Here is a 15,546-nt window from a genome sequence, read left to right as displayed (position 1 = left end):
GCCTGTTGCGGCATCGAGGTGTTCGTGTGCCGCGGCGGGTCTTCTGTTGTCTGTCTAGTTGTCATGCACCCGAAGCTCACGGTTCAGCGGGCGGACCGTCCATGGGCGTGAGCTTCCCAGTGTCCAAGAGGCCAGTGAGGCAGGGGAGTTCACTGATGACCGGAGCAACATCGCCCGACCGACGCCGCTTTCTGACCGCCGGGGCCGCCGTGATCGGCGCCGCCGCCTCCACCCAGCTGTGGCTGCCGACCACCGCCCGAGCGGCCGGCACGACGTTGCCCGACGGCGTGTTCAGCCTCGGTGTCACCTCCGGCGACCCGCTGCCCGACGGCATCGTGCTGTGGACCCGGCTCGCCCCCGACCCGCTGAACGGCGGCGGCATGCCCGACGAGGTCGTGCCGGTGGAGTGGGAGATCGCGGAGGACGAACGGTTCAGAAAGCCCGTACGCCGGGGCGTGACCCAGGCGCGGCCCGAGTACGGGCACAGCGTTCACGTGGATGTACGGCGGCTGCGCCCGGGCCGTACCTACTGGTACCGCTTCCGCACGAGCGGACAGATCTCGCCCACCGGCCGCACCCGCACCGCCCCCCACCCGCACAGCAAGGGCGGCAGCCTGCGCTTCGCGCTCGCGTCCTGCCAGAACTACCAGCACGGCTACTTCACGCCGTACGCCGACATGCTCGCCCAGGACCCCGACTTCGTGCTCTTCGTCGGCGACTACATCTACGAGTCGTCGCCCGCGTCGACGGGGGTGCGCCGGCACGAGGGCACGGGGGAGCCGTACACCCTGGTCCAGTACCGCAACCGGTACGCCCAGTACCGCAGCGACCCGGACCTCGCCGCGATGCACGCCGGCGCCCCCTGGATCGTCACCTTCGACGACCACGAGGTCGACAACGACTTCGCCGGCGAGATCCCGCAGGACCCCGCCAAGCAGCCGCACGACGCCTTCGTGGCCCGGCTCACCGCGGCCTACCAGGCGTACTACGAGCACATGCCGGTCCGTGCGAGCTCGGTCCCGAACGGACCGCACATCCAGATGTACCGCCGCCTGGAGTTCGGCCGGCTCGCCCGGCTCAACGTGCTCGACACCCGGCAGTTCCGCAGCGACCAGGCGACCAGCCAGGAGGGCGCCCAGGACCCCGCGCTCACCATGCTCGGCGCCGGGCAGAAGGAGTGGCTCCTGGACGGGCTGCACGACTCACCGGCCCGCTGGAACCTCATCGCCTCGCAGATCATGATGGCCGAGACCGATCTGAAGGTCGGCGAGGGCAAGCTCTGGTACTACGACGCCTGGGACGGCTACCAGGCCGAACGCAACCAGCTCATGCGGGAGTTCGAGGACGTCCGCAACCCCGTCGTGTTCACCGGCGACCGCCATCTGACGATGATCAGCGACCTCAAGAAGGACTTCGGCGACCCGGAATCCGACGTCGTCGGCGCCGAGTTCGTGGGGACGTCCATCTCCAGCAACGGCGACCAGGACCAGGACGCCTTCCACCAGCAGTGGGACCCGCTGATGGCGGACAACCCGCACTGGAAGCTGCTCGACGCCCACCGCGGCTACCACCTCTTCGACGTCGACCGCCACGGCATCGACGCCCGGGTCAGGACCGTCGACACGGTCCGGCAGCCGACGGCCACGGCGAGCACGCTGGCCACGCTGCGGGTCGAGGCGGACCGCCCCGGCGTCGAACTCGCGTGACCGGTCGACGATGAATTCCGTGTGACGGGGGCCTGGGACTCAGCTGTGTCCCAGGTCTCTCTCAGCACCGTCCCAGGAACCCCTCTTACCGTCCTCTGACCATGGAGACGGACTGTACGAGACATGAGCCCGCGGCGAACGGCGGCGTCATCACCCCGCTGCCCGCCGGCACCCGCCTGCTGCACATCGGCCCCCACAAGACCGGGACGACCTCGATCCAGGGCGCGCTGTTCGCCGCCAAGGACCGGCTCGGCGGGTACGGGGTCGACTGGCCGGCCGCCACCCGGCACCCCATGGAGGCCGTGCTGGCGGCCTGTGCCCGTCCGGGGATGATGGGCGACGCCGGGCCCAGCGAGAAACAGTGGCTGCGACTCGTCGACAGGGCGCGGGGCGCGGGCCGGCGCACCTCGGTCATCAGCAGCGAGTTCTTCGCCGACGCCCCCGACGACGCGACCGTCGCACGGATCGTCGAGCAGCTCGGGCGGGAGTCCGTGCACATCCTCGTCACCCTGCGCCCGCTCGCGAAGATCATGCCCTCGCAGTGGCAGCAGTACGTCCAGAACGGTCTGCGCATGGGCTACGAGGACTGGCTCGAGCACATGCTCAGGAAGGCCCCCTACGACAAGCCCAACCCGAGCTTCTGGCACCGCCACCGGCACGACCGGCTAGTCGAGCGCTGGGTCCGGGCGGCCGGCCCGGAGCGGGTCACCGTCGTCGTCGTGGACGACCGCGACCGGGGCGGGCTGATGCGCACCTTCGAGTCGCTGCTCGGGCTGCCGGCGGAGCTGCTCCAGGAGGTCCCGGACGCCGCGAACCGTTCCCTGACGCTCGCCGAGACCGAAATGCTGCGGAATCTTAATAAGGAATTCCGCGGCAATGACCTTCCGGAGGAGCTGTATTCCAAGCTCGTACGGCACGGCGCGGTGATGCATATGAAGAACACGTGCAGTCCGACCGCGCAGGACGTGAAGATCGGCACCCCGCAGTGGGCCGTCGAGGCCGCGGCGGAGATCGGCGCCGGGATGGCGCGGCGCATCGGCACCATGGGCGTGCGCGTCCTCGGCGACCCGGCCCTGCTGTCCGCCGTACCGAAGCCCGCCGCGCAGGCCCCGGCGGAACCGCGGATCGCCCCCGAGGTGGCCGCGCAGGCACTGTACGGAGCGCTCGCCGCAGCCGCCGCCACGCCGATCCGGAACACGGCGCCGGTCACCTCGCGCACCGTGCACCAGACCTCGTCCAAAGAACTCGTGAAGGTGCTGGGGCACCGCTGCCTGAAGCGGTTGCGGCGGCGCTGAGGGGTACGGTCGTCACGCACAGCAATACAGAACTCCCTGTGGAGTTACTCACAGCAATTCCAGGCACTCGTCACAACGGTCTCCTCAATCACCAGGAGTACAAGGTGAATGACAGATGGCGCGCACATATGCGACGGACGGCGCTCACCTTGCACTGCGGTAACCCCAAGTGGGACCATTTCCGAGTTCCCTGTCGCCCCGAGGTAGGTCATCTGTGTCCCAGCACATCGCCAAGCCCCGTACCACCGCAGTGATCCTGGCCGGCGGTACCGGTCAGCGAGTGGGTCTTTCGATCCCCAAGCAGCTGCTGAAGATCGCCGGCAAGGCAGTCATCGAGCACACCCTGACCACCTTCGAGAACGCCGACTCGATCGACGACATCATCGTCCTGATGGCGCCGGGCTACGTGCCGGACATAGAGAAGATCGTGGCCAAGGCCGGGTTCACGAAGGTCAAGAAGGTCATCGAGGGCGGTTCGACCCGGAACGAGACCACCGAGCGCGCCATCGCGGCGCTCGGCGAGGGCCTGGCCGAGGGCGAGGACCTCAACGTCCTGTTCCACGACGCCGTTCGCCCGCTGCTGGCGCAGCGCGTCATCGACGACTGCGTGGTCGCGCTGGAGCGCTACCAGGCCGTCGACGTCGCCATCCCGTCCGCGGACACCATCATCGTGACCCGCACCCACGGTGAGGACGGCGAGTTCATCACCGAGATCCCGGACCGCTCCCGGCTGCGCCGCGGCCAGACCCCGCAGGCCTTCAAGCTGTCCACGATCAAGCGGGCCTACGAGGTCGCCGCCGGTGACCCCAACTTCCAGGCCACGGACGACTGCTCGGTCGTGCTCAAGTACCTGCCGGACGTGCCGATCCACGTCGTCGCGGGCGACGAGTACAACATGAAGGTCACGCAGCCCGTCGACGTCTTCATCGCCGACAAGCTCTTCCAGCTGGCCTCCACCGCCGCGCCCGAGCAGGTCTCCGAGGAGGCCTACCGCGAGCTGCTGACCGGCAAGACCGTCGTCGTCTTCGGCGGCTCCTACGGCATCGGCAAGGACATCGCCGAACTCGCCGAGGCCTACGGCTCGAAGGTGTACGCGCTGGGCCGCTCCACCACCGGCACGCACGTCGAGAACCCCGAGGAGGTCGACGACGCGCTGTCCAAGGCGTACGCCGAGACCGGGCGCATCGACTACGTCGTCAACACCGCCGGAGTGCTGCGCATCGGCAAGCTGGCCGAGACCGACAACGCGACCATCGAGGAAGCGCTGAAGGTCAACTACCTCGCGCCGGTGCAGATCGCACGTTCCAGCTACAAGTACCTGGCGGAGACCAAGGGTCAGCTGCTGCTCTACACCTCCAGCAGCTACACCCGCGGCCGCGCCGAGTACAGCCTCTACTCCTCGACCAAGGCCGCGATGGTGAACCTCACCCAGGCCCTGTCCGACGAGTGGGCCGGCGACGGTGTCCGCGTCAACTGCATCAACCCGGAGCGCACCGCGACCCCGATGCGCACCAAGGCGTTCGGCCAGGAGCCCTCGGGCACCCTGCTCTCCTCCGAGGCCGTCGCCCGTACCTCGCTCGACGTGCTGCTGTCCGAGCTCACCGGCCATGTGATCGACGTGCGCCAGCAGGACCCGACGGCCGCCGCGGGCAGGGCCTCCGGGTTCGAGCAGGCACTTGCCAGTGTCCTGGACCGTCAGGACGGCGTGGCATAATCAACGGCAATTAGACATCTGCTATTCAGGCCTCTGTGGCTGCCCGTTATCGGAGCATTCGCAGGGGCCTGAATCAGTACCTCTCGCGAATTTCTCACATTTTCGCTGCATATCAGAACCACACCGGCACTCCCCCTCCAAGAGCAGGTTCCTCTGTGATAACCAGAGCCATTCGCGTCGCCCGGGTGGGCAGTGCGGCCGAGCTGGCCGCAGCGGCCCTCATGATCCTGGGCTTCCCGGCGCTCATGCTGGCCGCGCTCGTCCCGAGCGTTCCCGCCTTCACGGCCGCCGCCGCGGTGACGTACCTGGCGGACCACTATCTGCACCGCAAGGGCAGTTATCTGATCAACCGCCTGAGCAAGGTGCGTGCGGGTCTGTCGATCCGCTTCCTGATCCGGCAGCTGCTCCTGGTCCTGCTGCTGGCCCGGCTCGACCTCGCGGACGGTCTGGTCTTCTACGGCGCCGTCGCGTGCTTCATCGCGTTCTACGGTCTGCAGGCCCCGCACGGCGCGCTGGTCACCCTGATCCGCAACCGCCGCCGGATGCCGGTCGCCACCCGCAACGTCGACCTGAAGTCCCGCATCCGCATCCCCGACGCCCCGCCGCGCCGGCTGCTCAACCGCTCCGCCGAGAAGATGCTGCACCTGGACCTCGCCGCCGTCGTCGGTGTGCTGGTCTCCGCGGCCACGGAGGACACCCTCGCGGCGTTCGTCGGCATCGGCGCGACGATAGTGCTGGGCACCCTGTACGTCGTCGCCCTCATGCCGTACGTCCGCGGCAGCAAGACCCCGCCGAACGCGGAGACCGTGCTGGCCGCCGTCGACGACTGGCTGGCGGGCTACCGGCCGGAGACGGTGCTGTACTTCTCCGGCTCCAAGGACTCGGCGTACCAGGTCAACATGTGGCTGGAGACCATGGAGCAGCTGGACTCCAAGCCGCTGATCATCCTGCGCGAGCGGGCCATCCTGAACAACCTGGCCCCCACCACGGTCCCCGTCGTCTGCGTGCCCGGAGGGGTGCACCTGATGAACATGGACCTGTCCAGCGTGCGCGTCGCCCTGTACGCGGCCAACGTCGGCAAGAACATCCACCTGCTGCGCGTCCCGACCATGAAGCACGTCTTCATCGGCCACGGCGACAGCGACAAGCTCGCCAGCGTCAACCCGTTCAGCAAGGTGTACGACGAGGTGTGGACGGCCGGCCGTGCGGGCCGCGACCGCTACGCCATCGCGGACGTCGGCGTCCGTGACGAGGACATCGCCGAGGTCGGCCGCCCGCAGCTGGCGCCGATCCAGACCTGGCAGGGCGTGCCGGACGGTCCCCGCGGCGCAGCCGCCGACGGACACGGCCCGACCGTGCTGTACGCGCCCACCTGGGAGGGCTGGGACGGCGACCCGGGCAACACCTCGATCGTGCTGGCCGGCGAGAACATCGTGAAGAGGCTGGTGACGGCCGACCCGCCGGTCCGGGTCCTGTACAAGCCGCACCCCTTCACCGGCACCGTCAGCAAGGAGGCGGGCGCCGCGCACGCGCGGATCACCGCCCTGGTGGAGAAGGCCGCCGTCGAGCGGGCCGCCGACGCCCGCTTCACGGCCGACGCGACCGCCCAGGCGCAGGCCAAGGCCGACCTGGTCCGGATCGAGGCCCGGATCGCCGAGCTGTCCGGCCGCGGCGGCGACAAGGGCGACGAGGCCGAGGCCACGCGTGACGGTGTGATCGATCCGGCGAAGCACGCGGAGATCGCCCGGTTGCGCAACGAGTGGAACGACGCGTACTGGCGCTCGTTCCCCGCTTGGGAGCACCGGGTCATCACCGGCGCCGAGCCGCGGCTGTACGACTGCTTCAACGTCTCGGACGCGATGGTCTCCGACATCTCCAGCGTGGTCTCCGACTTCATCGCGAGCGGCAAGCCGTACGCGGTGACGGACTCCGCCGAGCTGGGTGTGGAGGAGTTCAAGCGGCAGAACACCGCGGTGCGTGCCGCCACCATCCTGTCCAACAGCGCGGCCGAGCTGGGCGGGCTGCTGGACGCGGTCCGCGACCCCGCGGGCGACCCGCTGGCGGAGGACCGCAAGGAGCTCAAGCAGTATCTGCTGGGCCCGGACGAGCCGACGTCCATCGAGCAGTTCAACACCGCCGTCGCGAACCTCGCCCTCAAGGCCGAGGCGCGCAACGTCGGGCAGGAGTCACGGGCGGCGTCCGGAGCCGCGGAGGCCACGACCAAGGCCTGACCAACGCGTCGTCAAGAAGGGCCCTGTTTTCGAGGAATGATCCTCGAAAACAGGGCCCTTTTACGTACGTCATGAGGGAAGCGTTCTCACTGGTCGTGACCTGCGCCACAAAAAAGCTATGAGCAGGCAACCGCTTCCCGTCCTCGTCCGTCTACTAAGTTGCGAATAAGCCAATACGGGGGGAATGCCCTATGACCAAGGGTTCCTCATGATCTGGGGGAAGTGTGACCGTGACGCAGCCTGATGTGACCGTGATCATCGGGGCGTACGACGCGATGCCGTACCTGGTCGAGTGCCTCGCGTCCGTCGAGGCCCAGACCATCGACCACACGCGCATCGAGGTCATCGCGGTCGACGACGGCTCCACGGACGGCACCGGCGCCTGCCTGGAGGAGTTCGCCGACCGCGTCGACATGCCGGTCACGGTGATCCGCCAGGACAACTCCGGCGGCCCCAGCGCCCCGCGCAACGTCGGGCTGGGCAAGGCCGCCGGACGGTACGTGTTCTTCCTGGACGCCGACGACCGGCTCGGCCCCGAGGCCCTCGAGCGGATGGTCGCGATGGCCGACCGCAACGGCACCGACGTGGTCCTCGGCCGCGTCGAGGGCATCAACCGCAAGCCGCCGCAGTCGATGTGGGGGCAGACGCTGGAGCGTACCGACGTCTGGTCGTCCAACATCAAGTTCACGCTGAGCGCGCAGAAGCTGTTCCGCCGCGACCTGCTGGACCGTCACGGCATGCGGTTCGACGAGTCGTTGTGGACCGGCGAGGACGCGCTGTTCACCATGGAGGCCTACTTGCGGGCCGACGGCGTCTCCCTGATCGACGACTACACCTGCTACTACCTGGTGGGCCGCGACGACGGCAAGCACGTGACGAAGAGCGGGAGCTACACCCTGCGCTTCGACTCCGCGCGCGCCCTGATGAACCTGGTCGCGGAGATGGTCCCGGCGGGCCCGCGGCGCGACATGCTCATGGTCCGGCCCTTCCTCGTCACCCTGCTCCCGCAGTTCGGCCCGAGGTACCTGCGGGACAGCGAGGAGGTCCGACGGCACAAGCTGGAGCTGGCCAAGCCCCTGATGGACGCCTACTGGACCGACGAGGTCGCCCGCCGACTCCGGGTCGACGAGCGCCTGCGCCTCCATCTCGTGGCCGAGGAGCGGCCCGAGCTCCTCGCGGACGTCCTGGAGTTCCTGCGGGCCAAGAAGCAGGCCGCCGCGCTGCTGGAGAAGCGCGGCCGCCGGGTGTATCTCGCCTACCCCCACTTCCGTGACGCCGCCGCCGGCATCCCCGACTCCGTCTACCTCGCCGAACCCCGCGAGGCCAGGGCGTTCCCGGGGTACCGGGAGGGCGGGCTCGACTCCTTCGTCCGACGGGCGCTGCGCAAGGCCCGCCGGATGCTGCCCGCCCGGGACGTCCGGCCGACGGCGGTGGCGTGAGGGCCTAGGGAGCCGCGGTCTGCTGCTCCTCGGACTCGGACTCGGATTCGGTCTCGGGCTCGCCCTCGGTCTGCCGCTGCCCGGGGATCTCCGCGGCCAGCCGCTCCCGCATCCGTGCGCGGTGCTCCCGGGCCTCCGCGCACAGCGCCTGTACGGCGGCGTTGAAGCGCACCTGTGAGGCCGGTTCCGCCGGGCCCAGCAGATGGCGCTTCAACTCGGCCCGCGCCTCGACCAGTCCGTCCTTCTCGGGCCGGCGTACGGCCTCCAGCAGCTCCGGCACCCCGCTCGCGTCCGGCGTCAGCACGGTGGCGGCCCGGACCGTGGGGAAGCTCTCGCGGAACACGTCCTCGGACAGCCCGCTGGTGTTGGCCACCGCGTAGGGCTTGCCGCTCGCCAGGAAGTCGCTGACCACGCTCGACACATCGCTGATGAGCAGGTCGGCCCGGTTGAAGCAGGCGTACAGCGTGGGCCGGGCGTCCGTGACGACCTGGTGCTCCCACTGCGGCAGCGAGGCCCAGTACGCCTCCTCCCAGGCGGCCGTGGCCCGCTCCACCGCCTTCGCCCGCCCCTTCTGCGGTGCCGACTGGAGCAGCATCCGCTCGACCTGGTCGGCGCTGGTCCGGAAGGCGGCCGTGGTGAGCCGTTCCAACTCCGCCGTACACCGGGCGAGTTCGCCGTCGGGGGCGGGCCGCGGCCCCGTCCGCCGCCGGTTGGCGCTCCGGATCAGTTCCCGGATGCGCTGATCGGCCGCGCCAGCCCGCGGATCGACCGAGCCAGTCAGCGGGTGCGGCTTGTAGAGCAGCCGTACGCCGTCGTCCGCGAGCAGCGCCCGTACGAGGTTCTCGCCCGCCTCGACCACCGAGGTGTTGCCCGGGTTGCCGTCCCAGCCCTCCCAGGTCGGCGCGTACAGGACGGTCATGTACGGACCGGAGGGCGGCCCCGCGTACGGCCGTACGGCGTCCAGCTGGGGCCGTCCGGTCTCCACCACGTCGCGGTCGTCCACGCCGACCTCGGCCATCGCGTACCGTTCGCGCGCCGCGGGGCCGGCCACCCACACCTCGTCGTAGGCCTTCGCGTACGGGTTGCACGAGGACAGCTTGTCGCTCTCGCCGTGGTTGACGAACGTGTGCCGGAGCGTGGGGATGCGCAGGACCTGGGAGGTCTTGCCGGAGTTGGAGGGGTGGATCAGGACCTGGAGCGTGGACTGCTCCAGCCGCATCAGGGTGGTGACCTTGGGCAGACACACGACGGGGATGTCGGTCGCCGCGATCTTCTGCACCATGAAGCGCTCGCGCAGCACGACCACCGGCCGGGCGTCGAGCTTGGCGAGCGCATCCAGCCACATGTTCGCCTGATACGCCGAGGACGCGCCCCCGGAGAAGTACAGGCCCACCGTCGGCCGGTAGTCGGCCAGCCACGCGTCGAACCAGTCGAGCACCTCCTGCTCGCCCGCGGGACGCCGGCTCGGCAGCAGCCGCAGCAGCAGCTCGCCCAGGCCCAGCAGGGCGAGCAGGAGCGACAGCGCGACCCCGGCCGCTGCGGCCGCCGGGAGGTCCGTCAACGCCGTGGCCGCGAGACCGGCGGTGGCCGGCAGCCCGAACAGCAGCAGACGGTGCCCGGGGCGGCGCAGCAGCAGGGCGGGGGGCGCGGTCGACAGGCGCAGTGCGGAGGCGTCGATGTTCCGGGTCACCACCGGCAGGGTGCGGGTGCGGCGGACCAGGACGGAGACCGCCTGGATCGCGAAGTGCAGGCCGTAGAAGACCAGCAGACCGGCGATGAGCGGGGCGTACACCGACTCCCGCTCCTGCTCGCCCACCCGCAGCAGCCCCGCCACCAGCAGCAGGTCCCGCAGCACGTGCCGCACGGTGATGTCCGCGTGCGACTTGGCGAACACCGACATCATGGGGCGCTGCCACCGGTACAGCACGCCCTCCCCGGCCACCGAGGCGGCCGTCGCGGCGAGCAGCAGCGGGATGTCGGGGAGGAGGGCCGCGACGGCCTGTGCCGCGAAGGCGGCGGCGAGGAGGGCCGTGACGAGGACCTGGGCCGCCCTGCGACGCAGGGGGAGGGGTTTGCGGGGGCGCCTGAAGAGACGTTTCAGGGCGCGTCCGAGGCGGAGTCTCTTCTGCCTTTTCGGTCTCTTCGGCCTCTTGGTGGAGCGCCGGCGGGGGAGGGAAGGGGGCACTGCGTCACTCCAAGGTCGTCGCAGGACGTCGCCCGGGTTAACGCCCGCCGACCTCTGGACGACACGCGCGTGCCCGGGTGCCTTACGGCGACCGTGGAGTGGTAGTGCCCGACCTCTGCCTGCCGCCCTACTGGCGGCCCGACCCCAGGGCCCGGCGGATGGGTGCGCCCACGACCCGGCGCGCCCGGCGGTAGACCGCCGTCGCCGGAGTGCCCACGCCCGGTCTGGAGCCGCCCTTCGCCTGGGCCAGGTCCCGCTTCAAACGCTCGTTGTCCAGGGTCAGTTCGGTGATGTGGTGCTGCATCCACGCCATCCGCGTGGCCAGCGAGGCGAGATCGGCCTCCAGCCAGGGGCGGACGCCCGCCGGGAAGGACAGCTTGCTCATGCGCTTCTCGAAGGCCGCGCCGCCGTCGCCGTGCGTGAAGGTGTTCTGCAGGCCGTTGCGGTCGAGGAACGCCGTGAACCGCTCGAAGCGCTCGTGGTGACCGCTCACCAGCTTGCCGAAGTCGGCCTCCTCGTACAGCCGCGCCGCGTCCAGGTCCGCTGGCACCTTGTCGATCCTGACGTGCGGGATGTCGAAGTAGCGGCACAGCTCCAGGGTCCGGGAGTCACCGACGAGCACGGTGGCGGGCGTGCCGGCGAGCAGCGCCGCGATGTTGCCGTGGATGCGGGATCCGAAGGAGAAGTCGAAGTCGCGCAGGTCGTCGATCCAGGTGATCGGGTCGACGTAGACGCGGACCTTGTCCTCTTGGTACATCGGGTGGTCGGGGTGCGTCGGTATCGCCTTCACCCGGGAGTTCGGGTCCGACAGGTCCCGCCAGTGCAACTGCCGTGCGTCGGAGAGGTTCTGGCCGATGAAGCGCAGATGCGGATAGCGGGCGTGGGCCCGCTCGATGATCTTGCCCAGACCCTGCTTCTGGACCGCGTTGTGCGACCCGTTGACCGCGATCCGGGACTCGGCGGTCAGCTCCGCGGACCGCTTCTGTACGTCGAGTTCCTTGCCGTACATGAACAGCGAGGGGCAGCCGATGGTCTCGACGTCCCGGAACCCCATGTCCTTGAGGTACTGCTCGGTGAACTCGCCGCGCACCCCGATGGAGGCGCTGCGGTCGAGCACCGCCGAGACGAACTCGCGCACCGACGGCTCGATGGGCTTCAGCCGCGCCGGGTCGTAGTTCAACCCGGTCTGTGCGCCGACGCCGACCACGACGACGGGGATCTTCAGCCGGGTGATCAGTCGTGTCATCCGCTTGAGCGCCGTCTCGAAGGACGGTCGGAAGGCGTTGGCCAGAGGCACGACGAATGCGTCGTACTCCTGGTTGATCCGGTCAGCCTCGGCCACCACGGTCCGCATGCCGTTCGAAACCACCTCGGTGTCCGGGGCCTCGAGCAGCTTGTGGGTGGCGTCGCTGAAGATCAAGTTGCCCGAGTTGGTGGCGATGATGTCCCGCTGGAGGGACTCTTCCACGGGGACCACGTCGAACGGGCTCTTGCCGGACCGGATCAGGATGCGCTTCACGCTGTGAACTTTAGGTGACACAAACTTCAGAATAAATTTGGATCGTCTTTGATTTCTATGAGCAACCTCTACAACCTTTTTGCCGTATGCGAAGGGTGAGCAAACAGTTACCTCCTGATGTGTCCGGGGGCTGGACCGATACGTCTCGCACCGGCTCCTTCGCGTAGATTGCTGCCACGCGCGAGGAAGTGGGGACAGTGCAGGTGGCAAGCGTGAGGCAGGCCGTGAGCGAGGCCCGCAGGATCGTCGTCAAGGTGGGTTCCTCGTCGCTGACCACCGCCTCGGGCGGCCTGGACGCCGACCGGGTCGACGCGCTCGTCGATGTTCTCGCCAAGAGCCGCAGCGGCGGGGAGAAGGAGGTCGTCCTCGTCTCCTCCGGCGCCATCGCGGCCGGACTCGCCCCGCTGGGACTGCGCCGCCGCCCCAAGGACCTCGCCCGCCAGCAGGCGGCCGCCAGCGTCGGCCAGGGCCTGCTCATGGCCCGCTACACCGCCTCCTTCGCCCGTTACGGCGTCCGCGTCGGCCAAGTCCTGCTCACCAGCGACGACATGAGCCGCCGCTCCCACCACCGCAACGCCTCCACCACCCTCGACAAGCTCCTGGCGATGGGCGCGTTCCCGGTCGTCAACGAGAACGACACCGTCGCCACCGACGAGATCCGCTTCGGCGACAACGACCGGCTCGCCGCGCTGGTGGCCCATCTGGTGCGGGCCGACCTCCTGGTGCTCCTGTCCGACGTCGACGGGGTCTACGACGGCGACCCCAGCAAGCCGGGTACCTCGCGGATAGCGGAGGTGCGCGGGCCCGCGGACCTGGCCGGCGTCGACATCGGCAGCACCGGCAAGGCCGGCGTCGGCACCGGCGGCATGGTCACCAAGGTCGAGGCCGCCCGGATCGCCGCCGCGGCCGGCATCCCCGTGGTGCTGACCAGTGCGGTCCATGCGGCCGACGCGCTCTTCGGCGGCGATACCGGCACCTACTTCCACCCCACCGGCAAGCGCTCCGCCGACCGGCTGCTGTGGCTTCAGCACGCCTCCACCCCGCAGGGCTCCCTGACCCTGGACGACGGCGCGGTCCGGGCGGTCGTCCAGCGCCGCAAGTCGCTGCTGCCGGCCGGGATCGCCGCCGTCGAGGGCGAGTTCAACGCCGGCGACCCCGTCGAACTGCGGGACGGCGAGGGGCGCGCGGTGGCCCGGGGGCTCGTCAGCTTCGACGCCAAGGAGATCCCTCAGCTGATTGGACGTTCGACGCGGGAGCTGGCGCGCGAGCTGGGTCCGGCGTACGAGCGCGAGGTCGTGCACCGGGACGACCTGGTGATCCTGCAGCCCTGAGCGCGGCAGCAGGCCGCAGAGGCCACGTCGTAGCCGAAAACGGGGTGAACGCCCTGCCAAGACCGTCGCCCTCAGGTGGACGTTCCGCAAAAGCGCCACGCGAACCCTTGCGGCCTGCTCAACTTTGTCTCAGGGACACATTCCGCACGACCACCGGGTCGGTCACTGCGTAAAGGAGGCCGTCGTGAGACGAGTGCGCCCTGGGGACCGGTCCCGCAGCGGTGCCGCCGAGGCCCCGTCGCGTGCGGCCGGTGAGGAGCGCGCCCTGACGAGCGTCGCGGCCGGTGATCGGTACGAGGAGCCGCGGGACCTGCCCCGCCTGTGGCACGTGACCCTCAGTGTCTCCGGGAAGGAGGCCCCGCTGAAGGAAGTGCGGCGCGGCCTCGAACAGCTCGCCCACGACCATCCCTTTCTGCTGACCAGCCGCTATGCCAACGACCACGCGGAGATCCGCTACTGGGAGGAGGCCCGCGATCTGCACGACGCGGCCGCCGTCGCGCTGCGGCTGTGGGGCGAGCACCGCCTGACCGCGGGGCTGCCGCCCTGGGAGATCGTCGGCCTGGAGGTCATCGACCGCGAGACCTACCACCAGCGCATCTCCGAGGGGTACGGCCCGCTGCCGGCGACACCGGTGGGGGTTCACCCGTTCTGACGGCCGGTGGACAGGTGTCTCGGGGTGTGGGATGAGCGGTAGTCGCCTCCGTAGGGCGCACTACCCTTCCCTCATGACCACGCTCTCGCCGTACGACTCCATGTCCCCGGTCACACAGGCCGCCTACCGTGCCAAGGCCGCCGCCGCCGACCTCGCCCCGCTCCCGCGGGCCGAGAAGGACGACGCGCTGCTCGCCATCGCGGACGCCCTGGAGGTCCGTACGAGCGAAATCGTCGAGGCCAACGCCAAGGACATCGCCAAGGCCCGCGAGGCCGGCACCAGCGAGACCGTCATCGACCGGCTGACGCTGACCCCGGAGCGGATCCGCGCCATCGCCTCCGACGTGCGGGACGTCGTCGCCCTGCCCGACCCCGTCGGCGAGGTCGTCCGCGGCTCCACCCTCCCCAACGGCATCGACCTGCGCCAGGTCCGGGTCCCGCTCGGCGTCGTCGGCATCATCTACGAGGCCCGGCCGAACGTGACGGTGGACGCGGCGGCGCTGTGCCTCAAGTCCGGCAACGCGGTGCTGCTGCGCGGCTCGGCCTCGGCGTACGAGTCCAACACCGCTCTCGTGCGGGTGCTGCGCGACGCCGTGGGCGGGGCCGGGCTGCCCGCCGACGCCGTCCAGCTGGTGCCCGGCGAGAGCCGGGAGAGCGTGCGCGAGCTGATGCGGGCCCGCGGCCTCGTCGACGTCCTGATCCCGCGCGGCGGCGCCTCGCTGATCCAGACGGTCGTCACCGAGTCCGTCGTCCCGGTCATCGAGACCGGCACCGGCAACTGCCACGTCTACGTCGACGCCCAGGCGGACCTCGACATGGCGATCGACATCCTGATCAACTCCAAGGCCCAGCGCCCCAGCGTCTGCAACGCCGCCGAGACCCTCCTGGTCCACCAGGACATCGCCCCCGAGTTCCTGCCGCGCGCCCTGGACGCCCTCGCGGAGGCCGGGGTGACCGTCCACGCCGACCAGCGGGTGCTGGCGTACGCGAAGGACAGCAAGGCGACCGTCGTCGAGGCCACGCTCGAGGACTGGGACACCGAGTACCTCTCCTACGACATCGCCGCCGCGGTTGTCGACTCGCTCGACAAGGCCGTCGAGCACATCCGGCTGTGGACCTCCGGTCACACCGAGGCCATCGTGACGACCTCCCAGCAGGCCGCCCGCCGCTTCACCCAGCTGGTCGACTCCACGACCGTCGCCGTGAACGCCTCCACCCGCTTCACCGACGGCGGCCAGTTCGGCTTCGGCGCCGAGATCGGCATCTCCACGCAGAAGCTGCACGCGCGCGGCCCGATGGGGCTGCCGGAGCTGACGAGCACGAAGTACATCGTCACGGGCGACGGGCACGTACGGCGCTGAGGCGCGCGTCCGCGCATATGCGTGCGGCACGCGCTCCCGGTGCGCGCCGGTGCCGCACGAGAGGTGTCTCACCAGGCGGATGAATTTCCATACCGTCTGCCCAAATTGACCCCC

Annotated in this window: 10 protein-coding genes; 8 read left to right on the top strand and 2 right to left on the bottom strand. The window is 69.9% G+C overall.

Annotation, left to right across the window (positions count from 1 at the left end; all coding sequences use genetic code 11):
* Positions 1 to 155: 155 nt before the first annotated feature.
* From OG381_RS17725 to OG381_RS17705, 5 genes are all read left to right on the top strand, one after another.
* Positions 156 to 1,706 (top strand): alkaline phosphatase D family protein, encoded by a 1,551-nt coding sequence (locus OG381_RS17725; RefSeq protein WP_327717065.1) that lies wholly within the window; start codon positions 156 to 158, stop codon positions 1,704 to 1,706.
* Positions 1,707 to 1,807: 101 nt separating this feature from the next.
* The gene (locus tag OG381_RS17720; protein WP_327717064.1) at positions 1,808 to 3,001 is read left to right on the top strand and encodes a hypothetical protein; all 1,194 of its coding nucleotides are present in this window, start codon (positions 1,808 to 1,810) and stop codon (positions 2,999 to 3,001) included.
* A 214-nt stretch (positions 3,002 to 3,215) separates the two neighbouring features.
* Entirely contained in the window at positions 3,216 to 4,715 is a 1,500-nt protein-coding gene (locus OG381_RS17715) for a bifunctional cytidylyltransferase/SDR family oxidoreductase (protein WP_307030713.1), read from the top strand.
* Positions 4,716 to 4,900: 185 nt separating this feature from the next.
* Positions 4,901 to 6,946, top strand: a complete 2,046-nt coding sequence (locus tag OG381_RS17710; protein WP_327722487.1) for a hypothetical protein — start codon at positions 4,901 to 4,903, stop codon at positions 6,944 to 6,946.
* A gap of 224 nt (positions 6,947 to 7,170) precedes the next feature.
* On the top strand, positions 7,171 to 8,385 hold the full coding sequence (locus OG381_RS17705) for a glycosyltransferase family 2 protein (RefSeq protein ID WP_327717063.1): 1,215 nt from the start codon (positions 7,171 to 7,173) through the stop codon (positions 8,383 to 8,385).
* A gap of 4 nt (positions 8,386 to 8,389) precedes the next feature.
* On the opposite strand, the gene OG381_RS17700 is transcribed toward OG381_RS17705, so the two are convergent.
* Together OG381_RS17700 and OG381_RS17695 are read right to left on the bottom strand one after the other, a co-directional pair.
* Positions 8,390 to 10,447 (bottom strand): hypothetical protein, encoded by a 2,058-nt coding sequence (locus tag OG381_RS17700; RefSeq protein ID WP_327722486.1) that lies wholly within the window; start codon positions 10,445 to 10,447, stop codon positions 8,390 to 8,392.
* A 250-nt stretch (positions 10,448 to 10,697) separates the two neighbouring features.
* Positions 10,698 to 12,089 (bottom strand): polysaccharide pyruvyl transferase family protein, encoded by a 1,392-nt coding sequence (locus OG381_RS17695; RefSeq protein WP_327717062.1) that lies wholly within the window; start codon positions 12,087 to 12,089, stop codon positions 10,698 to 10,700.
* Between the two features lie 224 nt (positions 12,090 to 12,313).
* On the opposite strand from OG381_RS17695, the gene proB reads away from it, so the two are divergent.
* From proB to OG381_RS17680, 3 genes are all read left to right on the top strand, one after another.
* Positions 12,314 to 13,420 carry a glutamate 5-kinase gene (proB, locus tag OG381_RS17690; RefSeq protein ID WP_389961678.1) on the top strand — a complete coding sequence of 369 codons (1,107 nt, stop codon included), beginning with the start codon at positions 12,314 to 12,316 and terminating at the stop codon, positions 13,418 to 13,420.
* Positions 13,421 to 13,604: 184 nt separating this feature from the next.
* Positions 13,605 to 14,072, top strand: a complete 468-nt coding sequence (locus OG381_RS17685) for a hypothetical protein (RefSeq protein WP_327717060.1) — start codon at positions 13,605 to 13,607, stop codon at positions 14,070 to 14,072.
* A 73-nt stretch (positions 14,073 to 14,145) separates the two neighbouring features.
* Positions 14,146 to 15,432 carry a glutamate-5-semialdehyde dehydrogenase gene (locus tag OG381_RS17680; protein ID WP_327717059.1) on the top strand — a complete coding sequence of 429 codons (1,287 nt, stop codon included), beginning with the start codon at positions 14,146 to 14,148 and terminating at the stop codon, positions 15,430 to 15,432.
* Positions 15,433 to 15,546: the final 114 nt, after the last annotated feature.

Origin of the sequence: Streptomyces sp. NBC_00490, from assembly GCF_036013645.1 — a bacterium.
GTDB lineage: Bacteria > Actinomycetota > Actinomycetes > Streptomycetales > Streptomycetaceae > Streptomyces > Streptomyces canus_F.
The sequence above is the reverse complement of the archived record's forward strand: the minus strand, read 5'-3'. Positions and strand labels throughout refer to the sequence as shown.

What these genes read in the sequence shown, in the direction of transcription:
- OG381_RS17725 (WP_327717065.1), top strand. Translation starts at nt 156, where the DNA reads ATGACCGGAGCAACATCGCCCGACCGACGCCGCTTTCTGACCGCCGGG.
- OG381_RS17720 (WP_327717064.1), top strand. Translation starts at nt 1,808, where the DNA reads ATGGAGACGGACTGTACGAGACATGAGCCCGCGGCGAACGGCGGCGTC.
- OG381_RS17680 (WP_327717059.1), top strand. Translation starts at nt 14,146, where the DNA reads ATGACCACGCTCTCGCCGTACGACTCCATGTCCCCGGTCACACAGGCC.